Source organism: Streptomyces sp. MMS24-W38 (genome assembly GCF_059889265.1).
Map to the genome: position 1 here is coordinate 5,599,962 of NZ_JCBCPP010000001.1, position 20,165 is coordinate 5,620,126.

Genomic DNA, 20,165 nt, shown 5'->3' on the forward strand with positions numbered 1-20,165 from the left:
GAAGCACATGGCCCCCAAAACCCATGTCATCTCGACCATCAACCTGAAGGGTGGTGTCGGGAAGACCACCACCACGGCCGGACTCGCGGAGTTCCTGTCCGCGGAGTTCCGCAAGCGGGTCCTGGTGGTCGATCTCGACCCGCAGACCAACCTGACCACGGTCCTGATCGGGGAGGAGAAGTGGGAGGAGCTCAACGACGAGGGGTACACCCTGGCCACCCTGTTCAAGGATGCCCTCCGGCCCGAGGACGAGCCTCTGGAGTTCGACCTGGAGAAGACACTCCAGCGCAATGTCTCTTCGGTGGATGCGGTGACGAAGGTGGACCTCTTGCCTTCTTCGCTGGACCTCATCGACGTCCAGGATCGCCTGGCGTCCATGCCCCGGGGGCGTTTCCACGCCAACAACCCCACCGATCTCCTGCGCAAGGCGATCCGGAAGATCATTGATGACTATGACTACGTGCTCGTCGACTGCCCTCCCAACCTCGGCATCGTCACTCTGAACGGTCTGCGCATCTCCGAGGGATACATCATCCCGACCATCCCTGATGTCCTGTCCACCTACGGCATTCCTCAGATCCAGCGGCGGGTGCGGGCCTTCGCGGACGACCTGGGGGAGACCATCAAGGAGATCGGCATCGTCATCACGAAATACAAGGCCAATTCGACGGTCCACTGGAACACCGTCAGGCGACTTCAGGGCGACAAGAAGCTCCCCGCGGTGCTGCCGACCTTCATCCCCGAGAAGAACGACATCGCCGGTTCGGCGGAGTTCGTCGGTCGCGGTACCCTGCGGCAGAAGTACGGCTACCAGGGCGGGTTCGACGCTTTCCGTGGCATGACGCAGGAGTTCATCGAACTGGTCGAGGAGAACGCGTGACCGAGCAGAGCGACAGTCGGCCCGACGACAACGGTCTCCTGAATGCCCAGGTGAGGGAGGCCGAAGAAGCCCTGACCAAGCTCGGCGCCTCCGACCCGGAACTCGCCGCGACGCTCGCGCGTGTCCTCGGTGTGGTGGCGTCCGAAGCCGCACGCACGACACGCTTCGCCCGAGCACTGTCCAAGGCACTGACGCCTCCCGATGCGCAGACCGCACTTCGGCCGGCAGAACGCCCGAGGCGTAGCCGGCGAGCTCCGGGAGTGATCGACCCGTTCGCGGTGTTCGCCGAAACCGGCGAGACGGGACTCCGTTCGAGCCTGAGCGAGCTCGGCCTCGAACAATTGCGGGACATCGTCTCCGAACACGGGATGGACCACGACCGGCTGGCGCTGAAGTGGAAGGACCCTCAACGGGTCATCGACCGCATCGTGGAACGCGTCGAATCGCGGACAGCCAAGGGAGCCGCCTTCCGGGGACGGCCGGAACAGCCCGCTCTGCGACACGATGAGGCTGCGGGTTCGGCGGCCGAGGACTCGTCGCCCTGAGGCAACCGGGCGCGACGCGCCAAACGCCTCGCGGCCGCCGCCCATACCAGGGCCATCCGCGTCGAGCGCCGTGTCGAGGACCGCACCATCCTCCTCTTCGACGACCTGTTCACCACCGGCCAGCAGATGCAGGGTGTCGCCCGCCTGTTACTCGGGCGGGCGCGGTTGTGGTAAGGGGTCTCGTCCTTGCTCGCGCACCTTGGCAAGGGGCGGACTGCCAGGGGCACTGTTCGATTTGTGACGATCAACCTGGGCCCCCTGAGTCCCTGCCTCAGTCCGTGCCCCGACTCTCCCAGCGGTCCCGGAACCACGCCAGAGTCTCGACGAGCAGCTCACGGTTGCCGTCGTTCTCCAGCACGGACAACTGGAAGCTGGGATCTGGCCCCGGCTTTCTCTCCTGGAGGTCGACACCTTCAAGTTCGTTGAGACGCCTGAGGAAGTCGGCACGCAGGGATTGGTCGGTGAAAGGCTTATGTACGGCCAGAGTCTGGAAGGCGACGTACGCAGTGCCACCCCCGGGGCTCGGGAGTAGGCCCATTGGCGAGATCCCACTGCCTGGGGTGCCCGCCTCACCCAGCGTGAGGCCCGCGCCGGTGAAGTGGTCGTTTCCCACGTGGACGATTGAGCCGCCGAATTCTTCCCAGCGGTCGAAGAGGGCGCGCACCGCCTCCACCGTCCCGGAGGAATTGTTTTCCGCGAGCCGACGGAAGAACCGCCTCTCGGGGGAGTTCTCCGCCACGAGCTGAAGGTAGAACAGGTCGGCGTGCGTCTGCTCACCCTGGCTCTCCGGGGTGGGCTGCGCTGCGTCCTCCTCGCCGTCGGCCTGGTCGTCTTCAGCTCCGCCGACCAGCAGAGCGAGGTCGTCTACGGAGAGGCGCTGCGCCGGATCGGCGGCCCCGTTGGCCGTGAAGCGCACGCCGTCGGCGCTCAGCCGGGCGCGGACGTCTCCTCCCACGTCCTGAGGCGTCCAGCGGAAGCCGTCGGAGACCTTGCCCTCGGAAGTGAGCACCCGGTACGCGTTGGCCACCCCCGGCGTATTGGCCAGATGGTTGCCCACGGCCTGGGCGCCGGAGCCGATGAACGCCGCGAGATCGCCGTACGACGTCCAGGTGCCGTGGGGGAGCGTGGCGAGCACCTGGTGGGCCAGGTTCCAGTCCCGGCTGCGCTCCGCTCGGCCGACTCCGCGCAGCGGGGCCGGCCACAGCGCGATCGCGCGGTCGGCGAGTTCGTCGGCACGGGCGCGGATCTCGTCCGCGCCCCACCGCTCTGTGGTGGCGATGCGGCGGTTCATCTCCAGGTGGCTGCCCTGGAGCAGGCCTTGCTTGCGCTCGAAGGGGTGATTGGACAACTCCGCGTTGACCGCGGTGAGCGTCAGGTTCCCGAGCGTGTGCTGGAGTCGGGAGTGCAGGTCCTCCGCGCTCTCGCCGTCGACCACGTCCTCGCTCAACATCCGGAGCCACTCGTCGCCCGGCGACTGCGGCATGACATGCTCGATGGTGAGCTGCGCGGTGGCGAAGTCGACCGGTTCGGGATGCTCGTAGCTCTCCTCCAACCGCTGGAGCACCATCTTGCGCTGGTGCCCGCGGCCGAACTTGTAGAAGGGCGCCGTCCGGACCTTCTCGCGCAGCTCGTCGTCATCGGGCCAGAAGCGGTTTTCGGCGGAGAGGAGCTGGTGCAGCCCGTCGGCGACAGGCATGTCGAGCGGGAGCTGCCCGGGCACCGCCTGGAAGATCCTGTTGAGGTTGTTCGTCGGCACCCGGCACATCATCCGGCGCACCAGGAAGCTCTCGACGTACGACATCGCGCGGGCTGTGTCCGTGGAGTCAAGCTCCCCGCGCTCGCGCCGGTCGAGCAGCAGCAGAAGCGCGGGATAGGTGACCTGGGCCTGCCAGGTGTCCAGCCGGTGCAGATGGGCGCGGACCGCTTTGTTCGCCTCCTTCTCGGGGTGGAGCAGCCGACGGAAGAGGGCGCCGCGCCGGTACAACTCCTTGATGTACGCCTCGATCTCCGCCTCGCTGACCTCACCCCGCTCGAAGCGCTGCTGCTGAGCAGCGTAGAGGTCCTGGCGGCGGACCCGGTCGTCCCCGTCGAGCACCAACTGAAGCCACATGAGCTGTTCAAGCTCGTCGTTGCTCAGACTGTCCTGCAGCGGAAGCCAGTAGGTCTCGTAGATGTGCTCACCGCGGGTGGGTAGCCGCATGAACAGGTAGTTGCGCAGCAGGTCGGCCTGGCTCAGCTTGAGGCCGGTGTTGTTGAGGGACTCGAAGATGCGGTGCACGTTGTCCGCGCGCTCGGCTGTCACCGCCACCAGCGTGAGCCGGGAGGTGATGGCCTCCTCGATGCGGAGCACGTCCTGCGGGGCGGCCGGATCGGCGGCCTCGACGAGCTTGCGGCGGAAGAAGCCGTAAGCGGCGGCGACGGCTCCGCCGGCGGCCTGTTCCGAGAGCGGCCCGCGAACGTATGCCGCGAACTGCGCCCGGTCAGCCTGGGTCGGCAATAGCCGCAAGCGATCGCTGCCGTTCTTGCGCTTGTTGATGAGGTATTCCTCGTCGATGCGCTCGGCCTCGTCCGGCTCGCCGTCCGCTATGTGGTCGCGGATCGCGGCCAGGGCGAGCGACAGCGTGGTCAGCCGCTGTTGACCGTCGACGACGAGCCAGCGGGGGAACGTCGCTTCGTTCTGCGGCGACGGCGCGAGCACCACGGACCCCAGGAAGTGTGTGCTCGCGTTCTCCCCGGACTCCAGCAGCTCGGCCTGCTCCAGGATGTCGGTCCACAACTGTCTGAGCTGCTTCTCCGTCCAGGAGTACGTCCGCTGATAGAGCGGCACCTGGAATTGCTGTGCCCTGCCCTGGACGAGATCGGCGAACAACGTCTCCTTCGCCTGCACGGCGTCCCCCCTCGGTGATCGGTCCGGTCGTAGCGCGTGGGAAGGACCTTAGGGCTTCCCGCTGACAGTCAGGGGCGCTTCAGCCCTCGTCCAGGCACGCACACCACAGCGCGTGGGCCCGGTCCATCTCCTCCAGTGCCGCCCGAGTGAACCGGGCGTCCATGAAGGCTCGGTCGACGATCCGTTCCGCGAGTGCGACCAGGTGCGCCGCGACGTGCTCCACCCGCTCCGTGCGCACCCGGTCCTGAACCTGCTCCAGGCGTTCCTGACGTTCCCACAGGTCGGCGAGGCTCGCGCCCGGCTCTTCCTCGTCGTCGTACACGGACGGCACGCGGGGCAGCAGGTCGGCGGTGAGAGGGGGGACGGAGTCCAGGGCGGCCGGCTCGTCCGGTCCACCGTTGCCGAGGATGCGGTTGGCGATCGTACGGACGGCCTCGGAGCGTTCGACGCGAGCCGCCTGGGCCCGCAGGGCGCCGAGCAGTGCCGGGACCTCGGCCCGGGCCCGGCGTCGCAGGGTCTCCGCGAGTGCGGTCGTCAGGTCCTCGCCCAGGTCCGAGGCGTCGTCCAGTACGTCGTTCGCCGCGCCGACCTCCTCGAAGGCGCGCTGCGCGGTGCGGGCCGCCTCGGTGAGCAGGGCGATGTCCTCGGCGGTCGGCTTCACGCCCGCCTTCAGCCGGGCCACGGCCGCGTCCAGAGGGTCACCAGCCAGATCGAAGAGATCCACGCAGTCGTCTTCCAGGGTGAGTTGGCCGTCCGTTTCCAGGGTGAGTTGGCCGTCCGTATCCGGTTCCAGCAGTGTCATCTCCCCAACAACCCCCGCGCTCGCGATGCCCCTGTGTCGTACAGCGACTCCTGCGACGAATCATGGAGGTTTTCGTGAACTGAGTCAACAGATACTCTGTCGGTCGATGTTGTCGAAGGGTGGGGAACATGCCGCAGATCGCGATCACTAACACGTTCTGGGAGGGCGTCGACCGGCTGGACAAGCCGGCCCGTGCCCGCGTCCACAAGGCGATGGCCAAGTTCCAGCAGCTGACGGTCCCGCAACTCCACGCGGACAAGGGGCTGCACCTGGAGTCGGTGGTGAGCTCGCGCGACCCGCGGATGCGGACCATCCGCGTCGACGACGGCCTGCGCATAGTGCTGCTCGCACCTGACGACGGCAGCGACCTCTTCGTCTTCGTCCATGTCGTCCCCCACGACAAGGCCTACTCCTGGGCCCGCCGACGGCTCTACACGGTCAACTCCGTGACCCGCTGCCTCGAAGTACGCGACCTGACCGCCATGGAGCAGATCACGCCGCTCTTCGCTCAGGAGGCCGCCGCAGCCCCGCAACTCCTGTTCGCCCCCTGGTCGGACACCGTCCTGCGGCACCTCGGAGTCGACGACGTCACCCTGCGGGCGGCCCGCACCGTCACCAGTAAGGCGCAGCTTGAGGCGTTCGGGTCGCTGATGCCGGAGGACCAGTACGAGGCGCTGTGGCTGCTCGCCGAGGGCCTCGACCCCGACGAGATCTACCGGGACCTCGTCGCCGTACGCCAGAAGACGACCGTCGCCGAGAGCACGGCGGGAGAGGACACCGCCGGGGACGACCTGGCCTCCGCCGTCACCCGCACCCGCAGCCGCATCGCGCTCGTCACTGGCCCCGACGAACTCGCCGACATCCTGACCAAGCCCTTTGCCGCCTGGCGGATCTTCCTCCACCCCACCCAGCGGCGCATCGCTTACCGACCCGCCTATGCCGGACCCGCCCAGATCACCGGCGGCCCCGGCACCGGAAAGACGGTCGTCGCCCTGCACCGGGTCAAGCACCTCCTGGACCGGGCACCCGATAAGCGCGTCCTCCTCACCACCTACACCGGAGCCCTGGCCCGCTCCCTCCAGAGCAGCCTCGCCCTGCTGCTCGACCACGACCCGGCGCTGCTCGCCCGTGTCGACGTCACCACCGTCGACGCCGTCGCCCACCGCGTCGTACGACAACTGCGTGGCAACCCGGGGACCGCGCTCGGCGACCGGGACGAGCGCACCCGCTGGCAGCGCGTGGCCCGCCGCCTCGAACTGCCCTGGAACGAGGCGTTCCTGTCCCAGGAGTACCGGCATGTGGTCCTCGCCCAGGACCTGCGGAGCGAGGAGGAGTACCTGGCGTGCGAACGGCGTGGACGCGGCAGCGCGCTCGGGCAGACCCAGCGGCGGCGCGTCTGGCAGGCCGTGACCCTGTTCGAGGACGGCCTGACCCGTGACCGGGCGCACACCTGGCTCCAGGTCTGCGCCGAGGCCACCCGGCTGCTGCGCGACAAGCCGGGTGCGGGACCGGCGTACGACCATGTCGTCGTGGACGAGGCGCAGGACCTGCACCCGGCGCAGTGGCGCCTGCTGCGGGTTCTCGCCCCCGACGGACCCGACGACCTGTTCGTCACCGGCGACCCGCACCAGCGGATCTACGACGCCCGGGTCTCGCTGCGCTCCCTCGGCATCTCCGTCGCGGGACGCAGCGGACGACTGCGCGTCAACTACCGCTCCACCGAGGAGATCCTGCGCTGGGCGCGCGGCCTGCTCGACAGCGAGCCCGTCGCCGACCTGACGGGCGACGCCCACGACACCCTCACCGGATACCGCTCGCTGCTGCACGGCGCACAGCCCGTGTGTGAGGGGTACGGGAGTGAGAACGAGGAGGCCGACGCGGTCGTGCGCCGAGTGCGCGACTGGATGGACGCCGGGGTCGCACCCTCGGACATCGCCGTCTGTGCCCGCTTCAACACCCTGGCGGGCAAGCTCGGCGACCGCCTCGCCGCGGCCGGCATCGCAGTGGTGCGGGTGCGGGACGGGGAACCGGAGAGCGCGGTCGGGGTACGGGTGTCGACGCTGCACAGCATGAAGGGCCTGGAGTACCGGTGCGTCGCCGTCGCCGGGGTCGCCCGCTCCGCCTTCCCGTTCGCGCCGGCCGTCACCCCGGCCGAGGTGGACCGCATCCAGCACACCACCGACCTGGCCGCCGAGCGATGCCTGCTGTTCGTCGCCTGCACCCGGGCGCGGGAGGCGCTGTATGTGTCGTACAGCGGGCGGGCCAGTGAGTTCCTCGCGGCGTGATGTCGAGTGTGGGCTCCGGCATCGCCTCAGTCCGGAGCCCCATGGATCTTGTCGACTCCCGTGCGGCGGCGACGCACAGTCGTGATCTCGCGCCCGTCGTGAAGTACTTGGAACCACTCGTCCGCCACCAGGACGGTGACGGTTTTCGCGTGCCACTGCAGGCCCACGTGGATCGTCTGATGGCCGACCACAATGAATCCTCCGGGCCCGTAGACCCTTCGGCGTACCCGGGGGACGTCGGAGGCGAACTCGGCGGGAGGCCCGTCCACGTCGCTCGGTACGGCGCGCGACGGCTCGCGGACCGGACGGGCGGCGCGGATGCGGTTCTCGTCGATCTGTCCCCGCAGCTTGCCCATGGCCTTGGACTCGATCTGGCGGATCCGCTCCCGGGTGACGTGCAGCTCCGCTCCGATTGCATCGAGGGTGAGCTCGGGACCGTCGTCGAGTCCGAGCCGGAGGGTCATCACCTGGCGCTCTCGTTCGGAGAGGCAGCTGAGCAGATCACGGACTTCTTCCGGGGACAGGTCACCGTAGTAGAAGTCCGGTTCGTTCCAGTGCGGTCCCTGAATGCTCCGGTCCGCTTCTTCGTGCAAGGCGTCGTCACCGATGGACTCGGTCAGGTCTTCCAGGGGGAGTATTCGGCGGACCCGGGCCAGTAGGACGTGCGCTTCGTCAACGGTGACACCCGAGCGGGCGGCCACCGTGGGAAGAGCATCGGTGGGTGAATCATGCCCCAACTCCCGTGCCGCCTTCCTTAGCGCGGCCAGGGTTTCGTACGCGTGGACAGGGACCCGTATCGTGCGGCCTTTGTCCGCCAGGGCCCGTGTGATCGCCTGCCGGATCCACGGGACGGCGTACGTCGAAAATCTGTTCCCCTTGAGGTGGTCGAACTTCTCGATGGCGCGCAGCAGACCGAGGTTGCCCTCCTGGATCAGATCCATGAGGTCCAGCCCCCGGCCTGTGTACCAGGTGGCCATGCTGACAACCAGCCGGAGGTTCGCCTGGGCGAAGTCCGTGAACGCCAGTTCCCCGAGCCGGACCAGCTGTTCCAGCTCACGCCGCAACTTAGGAGCGATCTTCCGGCCAGCCTCGTCCAACTTCTCGCGAGCCAGCAGTCCCGCCTCGATGGCCTGGGCCAGCTCCGTCTCCTGTTGCCGGGAGAGCAGCGGGAACCTGCCGATCTCCTTGCGGTAGTGCGTGAAAGAGTCGCCCACGGCCTGACGTGGGGAAGCGTCCTCCTCCGGGGACTCGGCGACGGGCTCGGGGCGGGGGCGTGGCAAAGGCAGCACGGTGAGTGCGGTGGTAGGACCGGCGGGCGTCTCGTACGGCTTCTCGGCCCGCAGGGGCGGCCGGGACGCGGAGGGAACGCCGGGACCGAGCGCTCGCACGGTCAACGCGGAAAGGTCCAGCCTGCTGTCCTGGTGCAGCTGAAGGGTGAAGCACGGTGGTCGGCGTGGTTCCGGCTCCGGCCCCGCCGGAACGCTGCGTTCACCCTGGGTGTCGCTCAACGGCTCGGCCGTCGTGGGAAGCTCTGGCGCGGCCGGGGCCGCCGAACCGCCTCCCAGACCGAACGCGGCCACCGCGGCCGGAGGCAGTGCGACCCCTTCCGCCATCACCCGGCCCAGCACCTCGACCACCACCGCGGTATTCACGCCGACCAGCAGTCCCCGCAAGGCCACCGGAGTCAGGGCTCGCTGTGGCCCCGCGGCAGTCACCAGCGCCTCATGCAGCACGGCCGGCGTCCCGGCCTCGGTGTCCGTCGTCATCAGCGTGCCCCCCCATGTGCCGTACTGCGGTGCGACGAGCCTTCTCGCATTGCACCACCCACCACTGACAATCAGTCACGCCCCGGGTAGCGCACCGTTCACCTGCGGATTCCCCATGCTCCTTATGTGAAGGAATGGTAGAACGTACAACGATGGTCGGTCCCGGGCGAGTTCGCGCACGCCCGTGGCGGGGAGGGGTGGGGCATGCTGGTTGATCCCACGCAGTTGCTGGACGACTGCGAGCGGGCCTGGCGCGAGGCGGGGGAGCCGTCTGTCGGCGCGGTGGAGGCGGTCGCCGCCGTACGTACCGCGCTCGTCCTGGAAGCGCTGGTGGCGTACCGGCTGCTCGCGGACCACTCCGACCTCCCGCGCGACACGGTCTTCGCACGCTGGCCCGCCTGCGCGGTCCACACCGTGGCACTGGCCGACGGCCCGGAACTCCCGCGTCTCGTGGCCGAAGCACACGCGCGCGTGCTCGCGGCACGCCCCGACCTGGGGTCACACGGAGCCGCCCCGGAGAGCGCAGGCGAATGGAGTCGCGCCGCGCACGAGGCCGCCCGCTCGCTGGGCTGGACATGGCGTGCCCCGATTGCGGCGGACGGTTCGGTCACCCCGTCCCGCGGCGCTACCTCCGCTCCCGAGGTCCGTCTCGGGCCCGGCGCGGGCAGCGTGCTCCTGACCCTGCCCGGCGAGCCGGACGCGGGGGACTGGCAACTTTCCGCCGACGGTGAGGTGTTCGCAGCCCTGCCGCCCTACTGGGTATTGCCGGGCCCCGTGCGCCGTGTCGAGGCGACAGACCCGACGGGAACCACTCATGTCTCGGCGATCGTGGACCCGGACGACGCCCTCCTGGCCTTCGGCGTCGACGGCCACCGCATCCCCCCGGACGAGCCCCTGCCCGCCGCCGAGATCTGCCTTCTCCACGCCGGCACCCTGCAGACCGAGGGCGCCGACCCCGGCATCGTGGAACTGCCCACCCCGTACGGCTGGAACGGCTGGACGCTGAGCAGGGTGTCACTGACCGGGGTGACGCGGGTGCGGGCCGCCGCCGCGGTTCCGGGAAACTGGCTGGACGTAGCCGCCGGACGGCCGCTCGGGTGGGAAGGCGGTGCGACGCTGCCCTGGATCACGGGCGACGACGGGGTACCCGTGTGGCACCGTCCGCCCGCTCTCCGGCTTCCGCGGCGCGCCGACGAGCCGGACGCGCGACTCTGGCAGGCCGAAGTGCGCCGCCCCGGCCACGAGGAGCCTCTCGCCCGTCAGACCGGAGCTCCCGGGTCGCTCCTCGATCCCTGGAAGGACGTACCCCGCCCGCTTCTGGGACCGTACGAAATCCTCGTCCACCGCGTCGGCTCCCGGCGCAGGCGCCGACTGGCGGCCTTCCTCGCCGAGGGCATCACGGCCGAACCGACCGCCGAGTGGCGTCTGCTCGCCCCGCACGGAGGCCTGGCCCCCGCTCGGCTGACGCTCGGCGCCGGCGGACCGGTCACCGCCTCCGAGCGGGTCGTCGCGTTCTCCCCGTACGAGATCACCAAGGGGCTGGTGCTGGGCGACGGGATCCGTCAGTTCGCCGTCGAGGCGTGCATCCCGCACTCTGAGGTCCGCCTCGAACTAGGCGGCCACCCCCTGACCTGGTCCATCCGGCCGCTCGACATCGACGCGGCTGACCTGGCCGGCGAGAGCGCCGTGACCGTTCGCCTGCCGGAACAGGCGGTGGCGGTGACACCCTTGCTGGCACTGGTCGTCGAAGGGGCGACCCTGCTCACGCTGCGTCCGGAACGCCGCACTCGTACGCGCAGAGGAGACCTCCGGTACTCACTGGCGGCCCTGGCGGACACCGTGCGCGACTGCGTGAAAGCCGAGCTACGGCTGCTGGTCGCGGGGGAGAGCATCCACGTCGCAACCGTGCGCACCCAGCCCATCGCGGAGGACGTCGTACCGGACGGCGGCGGACTGCTGCTCCGGGGCCTGCGCCACCCAGGTGCACTGACCGCCCGCCTGTACGCGGCCTTCGCCCCGTGGGAGCAGTCCCTGACGGCCACGGTCGACCAGGGCGGGCGTATACCGCTGCCCTCGGCCTGGCGGTCGCTCGGTCCCCTGATCGTGCACCTGAACGCGGGCGTCCCCACACCCACCACTCCCGCATGGCCCCGCCTCCGCGATCGCGACACCCTTGTGCTGCGCCGGTCCCCGTTCACCTCCGCCGCCGACCACGGAACGGGCGCCCGGGTGTCGGAGTACCTGGCCGGACACGGCGCGCTGCCGCGCGACACCGACGCGATCCCCTACCAGTGGATCGTGGCTGCCCGCGGACGCGACCTGCAGGCATGCGGAGCCATAGAGACGGCACCGGCGGAATGCCGCAGCGCCCTCGTGGACGCCGGGCCCACCGCCCTCATGGGAGCGGCCGACAGCGCACTGCGCTCCGGCGAACTCGCCTCCGTGCTCGCCGGCAGCGGTCTCGCCGCCTTGCGGATACGAGAGGTGGCGAACCCTGCCGCCGTACGTCACGTCTGGCGGCAGGCTCCTTTGTGTGCGCTGCTGCTCACGGCCCCGTTGTTGCCGTATCTCTCCGGTGAGCCCGCGTATGACGTCGGGGAGCTCTACCCGGAGGAGGCGGAACTCCTCGGCGAGGTCGGCCAGTTTCTGGGCGACGCCACCGCGGCGTTGCTGGCCGGGCAGGCGGATCCGAGCGCCGCGGTCGGCCGGTTCGGCGCCCCGACCCGGGCCCTCAGCCAGCTCCCCGAACCCCAGCAGCAGGCTGTGTGGCGCAGCGCCCGTGTCGTCCCGCGCGGCCTCCTGGACCCCGACACCCGTGCCGACGCGGCCTGGCAGGCGTTCCGTGCCCGCAAGGACCTCCAGTACCACGCCACGCGTGAGGAGTTCTCCGAAGCACTGGACGCCGTATCGATCTTCCTGGACGACGGACACCCCGACCTGGCCCAGGCCTTCCGCGGACGGGGCCCAGGCCGGTTGCACGGGCCGGGCGAAGCCTGGATGCGGGTCCCTCACCTGTCTCTGGGATGCGCGCTGATCGCGAGGCTCGCCGCCGCCGGTGACGCCCGTGCCGCCGGTCTGGAACGGGGACTTCGCCACCTGTGGACGCCCGTCGCCTCCCACGCACCGGATCTCACCGCCGTCGACATCGCCCTCGCGGAATGCCTGGTCACCGCGGAGGCCGTGCACAGCACCGGCTGACCACCGGTTCCCGTCCAGCCCGTACCGCAGCGGTACCGCCCCACCGCTCGTCCGAAGCCAACCGTCACATCGGAGCCTCCCGTGCACAGCCTCGACCCGCTCGCCACCTCCCGCATGATCAGCGACACCTACCGCCGCTATCTGCGTTCCCTGCTGCCCCTGCGCGAGCCCCGCCTGGCCGAGGCCCTCGCCCATGCCATCGACACCAGCCCGCTGCTCACCAAGGGGCCGCTGCTGGAGGCCACCCCCGCCTACGCGCCGGGCGCCACCTTGAACGAGCTCGTCGCAGAGGGGGTACTCGACCCAGCGTTCCGGCAACTGACCGGCCCTGCGCTGCCCGCCGATCGTCCCCTGTATCGGCATCAGGAACAGGCGCTGCGCAAGGCCGTCGCCGGACGCAACCTCGTCGTGGCCACCGGCACCGGCTCCGGTAAGACCGAGAGCTTCCTCCTGCCCGTCCTCAACGCCCTCGCCGCCGAGCACGCCCGCGGCACCCTCGGACCCGGCGTCCGCGCCCTGCTGCTCTACCCGATGAACGCCCTGGCCAACGACCAGATGAAGCGACTGCGCCGACTGCTCGCCGACACCCCCCACATCACCTTCGGCCGCTACACGGGCGACACCAAGGACGATCCGCAGCGCGCCGCCGACACCTTCGAGCAGCTCAACCCCGGCGAACCGCGCCTGCCCAACGAACTGCTCAGCCGACGCGAGATGCGCGCAACACCGCCCCACGTCCTGCTCACCAACTACGCCATGCTGGAGTATCTGCTTCTCCGCCCCCAGGACATGGACCTCTTCGAGGGAGAGCAGGCGGGTTCCTGGCGGTTCGTCGTCGTCGACGAGGCCCACGTCTACGACGGAGCGCGCGGCGCGGAACTCGCCATGCTGCTGCGCCGCTTGAAGGACCGTGTGGGGCAGGGGCGGGAGATCCAGGCCATCGCCACCAGTGCAACCGTTGGCGCGGAGGAGAACCCGGCCGCCGTCACCGCTTTCGCTCAGGCCCTCTTCGACGTCTCCTTCCGGTGGGACGCGAGCGACCCTGCCGCCCAGGACCTGGTCACCGCCACCCGGGTCGCCACACCCGACGGCCCGCACTGGGGGCCGCTGCCGACCACCGAGTACTTGCGCCTGGCCACGACCGCCGACCCTGAACCGGAGATCGTGTCGGCCGCGCGCATGCACGGCCTGCCCGCCGGTACGACCGCGGCCACAGCCCTGGCCGCCGAGGCTGGCACCGCGGCTCTGCGCCGGGCCCTTGCCGACGGACCACGGCCCGTGAGCGAGATTGCCCGCGACGTCTTCCCCGGTGACTCCGTCGGACCCGCGGCGGTCACCGCACTCATCCAGCTGGCCAGCCAGGTGACCGACACCGACGGCGCTCCCGTGCTCTCCGCCCGCTACCACCTTTTCGCACGCGCCACGGAAGGCGCCTTCACCTGCCTCGACCCGGCAGGCCCCCACCTCGACCTGGCCCGCCACGAGACCTGCGCGCGGTGTGCCCGCCCCTCCTTCGAGGTGGGCGCCTGCCGCCGCTGCGGTGCCGTACACCTGCACGGCACCCTCACCGGCAAGGGGGCACAGGCCCGCCTCGCACACCGCAAGTCTCCCGACAGCCCCCACACCTGGCTGCTCCTCGACGGGGACGGCTCGGACACCGGTGCCGACGAGGACGACGAGACACTCGGTGACAGCGCCAAGGGCGGCCTCAAGGAACGCCGACTGTGCACTCGCTGTGCGGCCGTGCACCCCGCGGCCACGGCATCCTGCACCGCTCCTGGATGCGGTGGCACCGAACTGCGCCGAGTCCACCAGCTCGACACCCATGAGGGCACCCCGGCCGCATGCCTCGCCTGCGGAGCGCGTGGTCACGGCATGATCCGCCTGTTCGAGGCGGGCAACGAGGCTTCGGCCGCCGTCCTCAGCACCGCCCTTTACCAGGCGCTGCCTCCGGCGACCGACGGCCCGGCCGCCGCACTGCCCGGACAGGGCCGCAAGCTGCTGTTCTTCAGCGACAGCCGACAGGCCGCCGCGTACTTCGCGCCCTACCTGGAGGACTCCTACACCCGCATCCAGCACCGACGTCTGATCACCCAGGCCGTCCGGCAGGGCTGCCCCGATCCCGACGAGCCCCTGCACATCGACGACCTCGTCGCCCACACCATCCGCGCCGCCGACCGCGCCGGAGTCTTCCGCCGCAACGACTCCCGCCAGGCCAAGCAGCGCGAAGTGGCCCTGTGGGTGATGCAGGAAGTGCTCAGCCTCGACGACCGCCAGTCACTCGAAGGCCTCGGCCTGCTCCGGGTCGACATCGACCGCGAGCCCTTCTGGCAGCCGCCCGCCGCCCTCACCTCACTCGGCCTGACGGACGACGAGGCATGGCTGCTGCTGCAGGAACTTCTGCGCAGCCTGCGCAACCAGGGCGCGCTCACCATGCCCGAGGACGTCGACGCGGGCGACGAGGCGTTCGCCCCGCGCAAGGGGCCCATCTGGGTCCGCTCCCAGGGCTCTGAGGCCAAGCGCAGGGTGATCAGCTGGCTGCCCAGCGCCGCGAGCGCCTCGAACCGACGCGTCGACTACCTCGTACGCGTACTCGACGTCCTCGGCCACCAGGGTGAACGACGGGCCGCCGCTCTCGATGTCCTGAACCGTCTGTGGACCGACCTCACGACAGGTCACCTCGCCGACTGGCTGCCGTCCGAAAGCCAACCGGGGATCGGCGTCGTCCGTCGGCTCGACCACGCCTGGCTGCGGTTGCGGCCGGTGACGGCGGACAGCGATCCGCTGTACGCCTGCGACCGCTGCCGCCGCATCACCGCGGTGTCCGTGCGCGGTGTGTGCCCGACGCTGCGCTGCACAGGACGCCTGGAGGACTTCAAGCCGTCGCCCGAGACGGACGAGCATCTGCGGCGCCTCTACCTGACCTTCGACCCCGTTCCCCTGCGCGCTCAGGAGCACACCGCGCAGTGGACCGGGGAGAAGGCCGCCGAGATCCAGGGGGAGTTCGTCCGAGGGCAGGTCAACGCCCTGTCCTGCTCCACCACCTTCGAACTCGGCGTCGACGTCGGTGAACTCCAGGCCGTCGTCCTGCGCAACATGCCGCCCTCCACCGCCAACTACGTCCAGCGCGCCGGCCGCGCCGGCCGCCGCGCCGACTCGGCCGCGCTGGTCCTCACCTACGCACAGCGGCGCCCCCACGACCTTTCCCGGTTCGCGGAGCCCGAGCGGATGATCGCCGGGGAGGTGAGGGCCCCGATCGTCCCTGTCGACAACGTCCGGATCGACCGCCGCCACGCCCACTCCATCGCGCTCGCCGCCTTCTTCCGTGCCATGAAGGACGAGCGGGGCCGGATCTGGCGCAAGGCGGGAGAGTTCTTCCTTCCCGACGACACCACCGGTGAGATCGCCGCCCACACCGTGCGCGACTGGCTGACGCCTGTCCCGGAGGGCGTCATGGCCTCCCTGCACCGGGTTCTCCCCGACACGGTCCAAACCGAGATCGGCATCGACTCCGGCGACTGGGTCGCCGAACTGGACCGACTCCTGCGGGCCGCACAGCAGATCCTTGACCAAGACGTCACCTCGTACAGCGAACGCCGCGACCAGGCCGCGGCCGCACGCAAGTACCGGCAGGCGGAGATGTACGAGAAGGTCATCCGCAACCTCACCCAGCGCGAACTGCTCGGCGTCCTCGCCAACCGCAACGTGCTGCCCAAGTACGGCTTCCCCGTGGACACCGTCGAACTGCGCATCCCCCAGGAGGGTGGCGCCGTCTCGGGGCAACTGGAACTCACCCGGGATCTGAGCGCCGCTGTCCACGAGTACGCCCCGGGGGCCGAGATCGTCGCGGGCGGCCACCTGTGGGCGTCCGCCGGTGTCTACCGGCTGCCGGACCGCGAACTGGTCAGCCGCCACTATGCCGTGTGCGCCGCCTGCGGCCGCTATCGGGAGGCCACCGAACCCGTGGACCCCGTCTGCGCCGCCTGCGGCACGCAGTCCGCGGCCGCGCAACGACGGTACGTCGAACCGGTCTACGGTTTCGTCGCCGCGCGCGGCCCACAGCGCCGCCCGGGGCAGACCCCGCCACGGCGGTCCTGGTACGGCGACGTCCACATGTCCACCGACACCGCCGACCTCCAGGAAGGCGCGACCACCTTCGTCTCCGGCCACACCACGCCCTGGTCGGCTGGCACCCGGGGCGAAATGGTGGTCGTCTCCGAAGGACCGGCCGGCGCCGGATACCAGATCTGCGACTGGTGCGGCTGGGGCCGTCCGAACGCTCAGGCCGGGCCTCTTCGCGGCGGCCACCCGCACCTGCTGAAAGACACCCAGTGCACGGGCCCCCTCCGGGTCGTCTCCCTCGCTCACCGATACCAGACCGACTTCCTCCAGATCCATCTGGACCCACTCACAGGCCTGACCGCCACTGCGGCCCGCCTGCGCTCGGGCCTGTACGCACTGCTCGAAGGCGCCGCCGCGCACCTGGAGATCAGCCGCGACGATATCGACGGTACGGTGCACACCGGCACCGACGGCATGCCGTCCCTGCTGCTCTTCGACACCACTCCGGGGGGCGCGGGCAACGCCGTGTCCATGGGTGAGCGGCTCGAACCGGTTGTCTCTGCCGCGCTTGCCCGGGTGGCGGCCTGCGAGTGCGGCCCAGAGAGCAGCTGCTACGCGTGCCTGCGGAACTTCCGCAACGAGCGCTTCCACGAGCTGCTGAGCCGCCGCGAGGCCATCGCACTCCTCGATGCCCTGACTGGCCGTGGGCTGAAGGGGTGAGACGCACTTCCTGCGGCGCTGTCGCACGATCGAGGGGCGGTCCCCGTGAGACCGCCCCCGCACGATCGAAGTCCCGCTATACTCCCGCCACCCGGCAAAAAGACCAGGTCAGACAGCGAAATCCTGCTGGAGTACTAGCCGAGCGACGTTGGGCGAGCGCCTGCGTCGATGTCCCGGGCGAGGCGCTGCGCGTACTTGGTGAGAACGTGGCGCAGGTCGGCGTAGTGGCGCAGCGGATCGGGGCGGGAGTACTGGAACCATGAGGTATTTCGCCGTGTGGCCCATTGTTGCTGGATTTCGGTGGGTTGCGTGGCTTCGAGCGGGCGCGGAGCGAAAAGGTGCTCGCCTCGCGTGATCAGCGTCCAGATGAACACCGAGGCATCCTGACGCTTGCGGTCGTTGGTCAGTGTACGGAACTGGACGAGGGTGGGCGGGAGTTGTCCGACCAAGGCATTCCAGGCGTCGATGCTGAGTACCCACTCGTGAAGTACTTGTCGCCTGCGCCGATAGTTAACTGGTGGTTGACGTGGTGATTGCAGTTCTGAGGCAAGAGCGCGGAGGGCTCTGTCGAGATCAAGAGGGTTGCAGCCTGTCTTCGCTGAGCACCGCGTCCCGCGTCCGGTGAGCAGGTGCGTCTGGACGGGCGTGATCCCGAGAAATTTCGCGGCGTCGTCGTAGGTGCCACCCATGGCCCACTGGACGAGTCGGACGGCGGCGGCTCTCCGCACGGTCTTGGACTCTGATCCCGCACAGCTGGCCAGATAGCGCTGATACCAGTCCGGCTCCAGGAATGCCGGAATGTGCTCGGCTTGGTAGCCGGTTCGCAGTGGTGCGTGTGTGCCCCTGCGGCCGTTGACTCGGGGGAACACCCGGGTCGCTGGCTCAGCGACCTGCCGGAGTCGCTCAGAGCAGTCGTTCTTGTGCTTGTCATAGAGAACTGCCCACGGTGTTCGGCTTGAGGGGCTGCCGAAGGCGGCGCGCGTGATCTCCGACAGGAGGTCAGGCAGGTCGTCTCTCGAAAGCAGGCGATCTGCGGCCATCAGCAGAGCTCCGCAGACAACGGGATCGCGCGGTGGCGTGTCGCGGACTTGCTGGTTGCGCCTCCCGCCCGAATCGTCACGCAGTTTCTGCGAGTTGGAGTCGATTCGCTCAGCGGTCTTGGCGTCGAGGAGGTCCCGGCTATGAGGCAATGTTGTGCTGATCAGTGCGGTGGCCAGCCGGAGATCCGTGAAATACTCGGACGCTTCCGTGGCGCGAGTGGGTGATTTCAGGCGGCTACGAAGGGATTTCTGGAAGCGGAGGATGTCCGCAGTCGGTTGTGGCCGGTCACAGGCAGGGGCGGTGCGGTCGTCGAGTCTGCCGGCACAGGCGAAAGACTTCCTCCTCGGCGTCTGCGCGGCGACCGTCCACCGGCATTGCGCCGGATGCAGCGTATGGTCGTTGGCTCGTTGGACCAGAGGGCCTTGCGCGTCGTGCGGCTGACCGCAGTGCGGGCATTCGGCTTCCAGATAAAGCCGATGCTCGGTGCAGACGAAGACGATGGGCAGGTGCCAGAGCTTGAGCCATGGCCCGCCGTGTAATTGCTGGGCCGCAGTGCCGTCGCCCGCCAGACAGGAGGGGCAGAAGCGGGGCGAGCCGACATAGACCCATGCGTCTGGTCTCATCAAGCGCCCGGGTTCGGACAGGGACCGGGCGATCGGAGGATATCGGTCCCGCCACTGCGCCAACGTCAGCGCGGAGACTTCCCTGGCCGTCTGTCCCGTGAGCCGGGCGAACGCTTCGGCCTGAGGCTTGGGAAGATCCAGTAGCAGACTGCCCGGGAAGTGATTGGGGGTGCCTTGCCTGATCCAGCCTGCCGCGCGGCTCAGGTGCAGAGGCGAGAGGCCGAGACGGTGCCCGAGCCGAAGCAGATAGCTGACCAGGGATTCTCCCGACAGCGGTTCGAGACTCCGGGGCAGTGGATGCATCACGGCTCCATCCGTCAGGCGCCCGCGCGGGCAGCCGGGCCAGGGTCATCGAAAACGGTGTTCCGGGGTCGTTTCGCCTGCGTGGCCTTCTTGACGGCGGTCCGCGGGGCGGCCGGGATGATGGGCTCGTCCGGCGGCTGCTCGGGCTCGTCCCGCCGGAGCACGATCTCGTCCAGCAGGCTCTCGTCGATCATTTCCTTCCCGGACTCCATGGCTTCCTGGGCGCCGTCTTCGAGCAGGCGTCCCAGCAGGCCGATGACACCGCCGGTGCGACGCATCAAGTACTCCGGCATACCGCCGCCGGTGAGCATGCCCTGCGTCGCGTTCATCAGCCGCAGGTGCTTCTCGATTCCCTTCAGGTGATTGACGAAGACCGCGATCTGTTTCGGGGTGGTGTAGCGGAACCGGTCGATCTCGATGAGCTCGAAGCGGTGTTCCGTCTGGGTGACCTCCAAACCGTGGATGCGGGTCGACTCTAGCGGTGGCATCTCCCATTGCCGGGTCTTCTTGTTCCACTTGGCCTCACGCAATAGCCCGATGCCGGAGATGTTGACGCCGGTCAGGATCAGAGTGACGTCCAGGCTCATAAAGGCCCGCATCAGGTCGAGGACGTCCTGGTCGTCGGCTCTGTGCATCCGCAGCCGGCTGATGTCGTCCAGAATCAGAGCTTTGACGCCATGGTCATAAAGGGAGTCGGCGACCTGCCGTACCAGTTCCGGCAGCGTGGCCGACTTGCGGGTCGGTGCCCGGAAGAAGCCTAAGATCGACGTGCAAAGGCTTTTCGGGGTTGCTGTCACCGGGGTCGAGACATAGACGACCGGTGCGTGGAGATCACGGGTGCCCGGCAGAGCCTGGGGGTTGAGGTGGCTGTGGAGTTCCAGCCACTGCTTTTCGAAGACGGCCCCGGCTGAGCAGACAGACGCGGTTTTGCCGTAGTTGCCCCAGCCGCTGATCATGACGCCGGCGCGGGTCGGGTCGTTCTTCTTCCTCGTGTTGCCGCTCAACCGGTGCCGGATCAGCTTGCCGACCTTGTCGTGCATGGGGGTGTCCTGC

10 protein-coding genes are annotated in these 20,165 nt (G+C 69.3%); 5 read left to right on the forward strand and 5 right to left on the reverse strand.

All coding sequences use genetic code 11. The features are described from left to right. Window positions 1–7: 7 nt before the first annotated feature. Window positions 8–880 (forward strand): ParA family protein, encoded by an 873-nt coding sequence (locus AC6F7H_RS24485; RefSeq protein ID WP_500759076.1) that lies wholly within the window; start codon window positions 8–10, stop codon window positions 878–880. Then, entirely contained in the window at window positions 877–1,425 is a 549-nt protein-coding gene (locus AC6F7H_RS24490) for a hypothetical protein (protein ID WP_500759078.1), read from the forward strand. Before AC6F7H_RS24485 ends, AC6F7H_RS24490 begins: the two co-directional genes overlap by 4 nt. A 271-nt stretch (window positions 1,426–1,696) precedes the next feature. Here the strand turns inward: AC6F7H_RS24490 and AC6F7H_RS24495 are convergent, their stop codons facing one another. Further along, window positions 1,697–4,312, reverse strand: coding sequence for a GmrSD restriction endonuclease domain-containing protein (locus AC6F7H_RS24495; protein ID WP_500759079.1), 2,616 nt, complete (start codon window positions 4,310–4,312; stop codon window positions 1,697–1,699). Window positions 4,313–4,391: 79 nt separating this feature from the next. Continuing rightward, window positions 4,392–5,114 (reverse strand): hypothetical protein, encoded by a 723-nt coding sequence (locus tag AC6F7H_RS24500; RefSeq protein WP_500759081.1) that lies wholly within the window; start codon window positions 5,112–5,114, stop codon window positions 4,392–4,394. Between the two features lie 128 nt (window positions 5,115–5,242). Here AC6F7H_RS24500 and AC6F7H_RS24505 point away from each other — a divergent pair, with 128 nt between their 5' ends. Next, window positions 5,243–7,399, forward strand: coding sequence for a UvrD-helicase domain-containing protein (locus tag AC6F7H_RS24505; protein ID WP_500759083.1), 2,157 nt, complete (start codon window positions 5,243–5,245; stop codon window positions 7,397–7,399). Between the two features lie 26 nt (window positions 7,400–7,425). Here the strand turns inward: AC6F7H_RS24505 and AC6F7H_RS24510 are convergent, their stop codons facing one another. Continuing rightward, entirely contained in the window at window positions 7,426–9,165 is a 1,740-nt protein-coding gene (locus AC6F7H_RS24510; RefSeq protein ID WP_500759084.1) for a sigma-70 family RNA polymerase sigma factor, read from the reverse strand. A 204-nt stretch (window positions 9,166–9,369) separates the two neighbouring features. On the opposite strand from AC6F7H_RS24510, the gene AC6F7H_RS24515 reads away from it, so the two are divergent. Together AC6F7H_RS24515 and AC6F7H_RS24520 are read left to right on the forward strand one after the other, a co-directional pair. After that, entirely contained in the window at window positions 9,370–12,363 is a 2,994-nt protein-coding gene (locus AC6F7H_RS24515; RefSeq protein WP_500759085.1) for a hypothetical protein, read from the forward strand. Window positions 12,364–12,444: 81 nt separating this feature from the next. After that, the gene (locus AC6F7H_RS24520) at window positions 12,445–17,145 is read left to right on the forward strand and encodes a DEAD/DEAH box helicase (protein WP_500759087.1); all 4,701 of its coding nucleotides are present in this window, start codon (window positions 12,445–12,447) and stop codon (window positions 17,143–17,145) included. 134 nt (window positions 17,146–17,279) lie between these two features. On the opposite strand, the gene AC6F7H_RS24525 is transcribed toward AC6F7H_RS24520, so the two are convergent. After that, window positions 17,280–19,112 (reverse strand): TniQ family protein, encoded by a 1,833-nt coding sequence (locus tag AC6F7H_RS24525; RefSeq protein WP_500759089.1) that lies wholly within the window; start codon window positions 19,110–19,112, stop codon window positions 17,280–17,282. A gap of 14 nt (window positions 19,113–19,126) precedes the next feature. Further along, window positions 19,127–20,152 (reverse strand): TniB family NTP-binding protein, encoded by a 1,026-nt coding sequence (locus AC6F7H_RS24530; protein WP_500759090.1) that lies wholly within the window; start codon window positions 20,150–20,152, stop codon window positions 19,127–19,129. Window positions 20,153–20,165 lie beyond the last annotated feature (13 nt).

Coding starts and splice junctions, on each gene's coding strand:
- AC6F7H_RS24525 (WP_500759089.1), bottom strand. CDS start 19,112: ATGCATCCACTGCCCCGGAGTCTCGAACCGCTGTCGGGAGAATCCCTG.
- AC6F7H_RS24515 (WP_500759085.1), top strand. CDS start 9,370: ATGCTGGTTGATCCCACGCAGTTGCTGGACGACTGCGAGCGGGCCTGG.
- AC6F7H_RS24510 (WP_500759084.1), bottom strand. CDS start 9,165: ATGACGACGGACACCGAGGCCGGGACGCCGGCCGTGCTGCATGAGGCG.
- AC6F7H_RS24530 (WP_500759090.1), bottom strand. CDS start 20,152: ATGCACGACAAGGTCGGCAAGCTGATCCGGCACCGGTTGAGCGGCAAC.
- AC6F7H_RS24500 (WP_500759081.1), bottom strand. CDS start 5,114: ATGACACTGCTGGAACCGGATACGGACGGCCAACTCACCCTGGAAACG.
- AC6F7H_RS24485 (WP_500759076.1), top strand. CDS start 8: ATGGCCCCCAAAACCCATGTCATCTCGACCATCAACCTGAAGGGTGGT.
- AC6F7H_RS24505 (WP_500759083.1), top strand. CDS start 5,243: ATGCCGCAGATCGCGATCACTAACACGTTCTGGGAGGGCGTCGACCGG.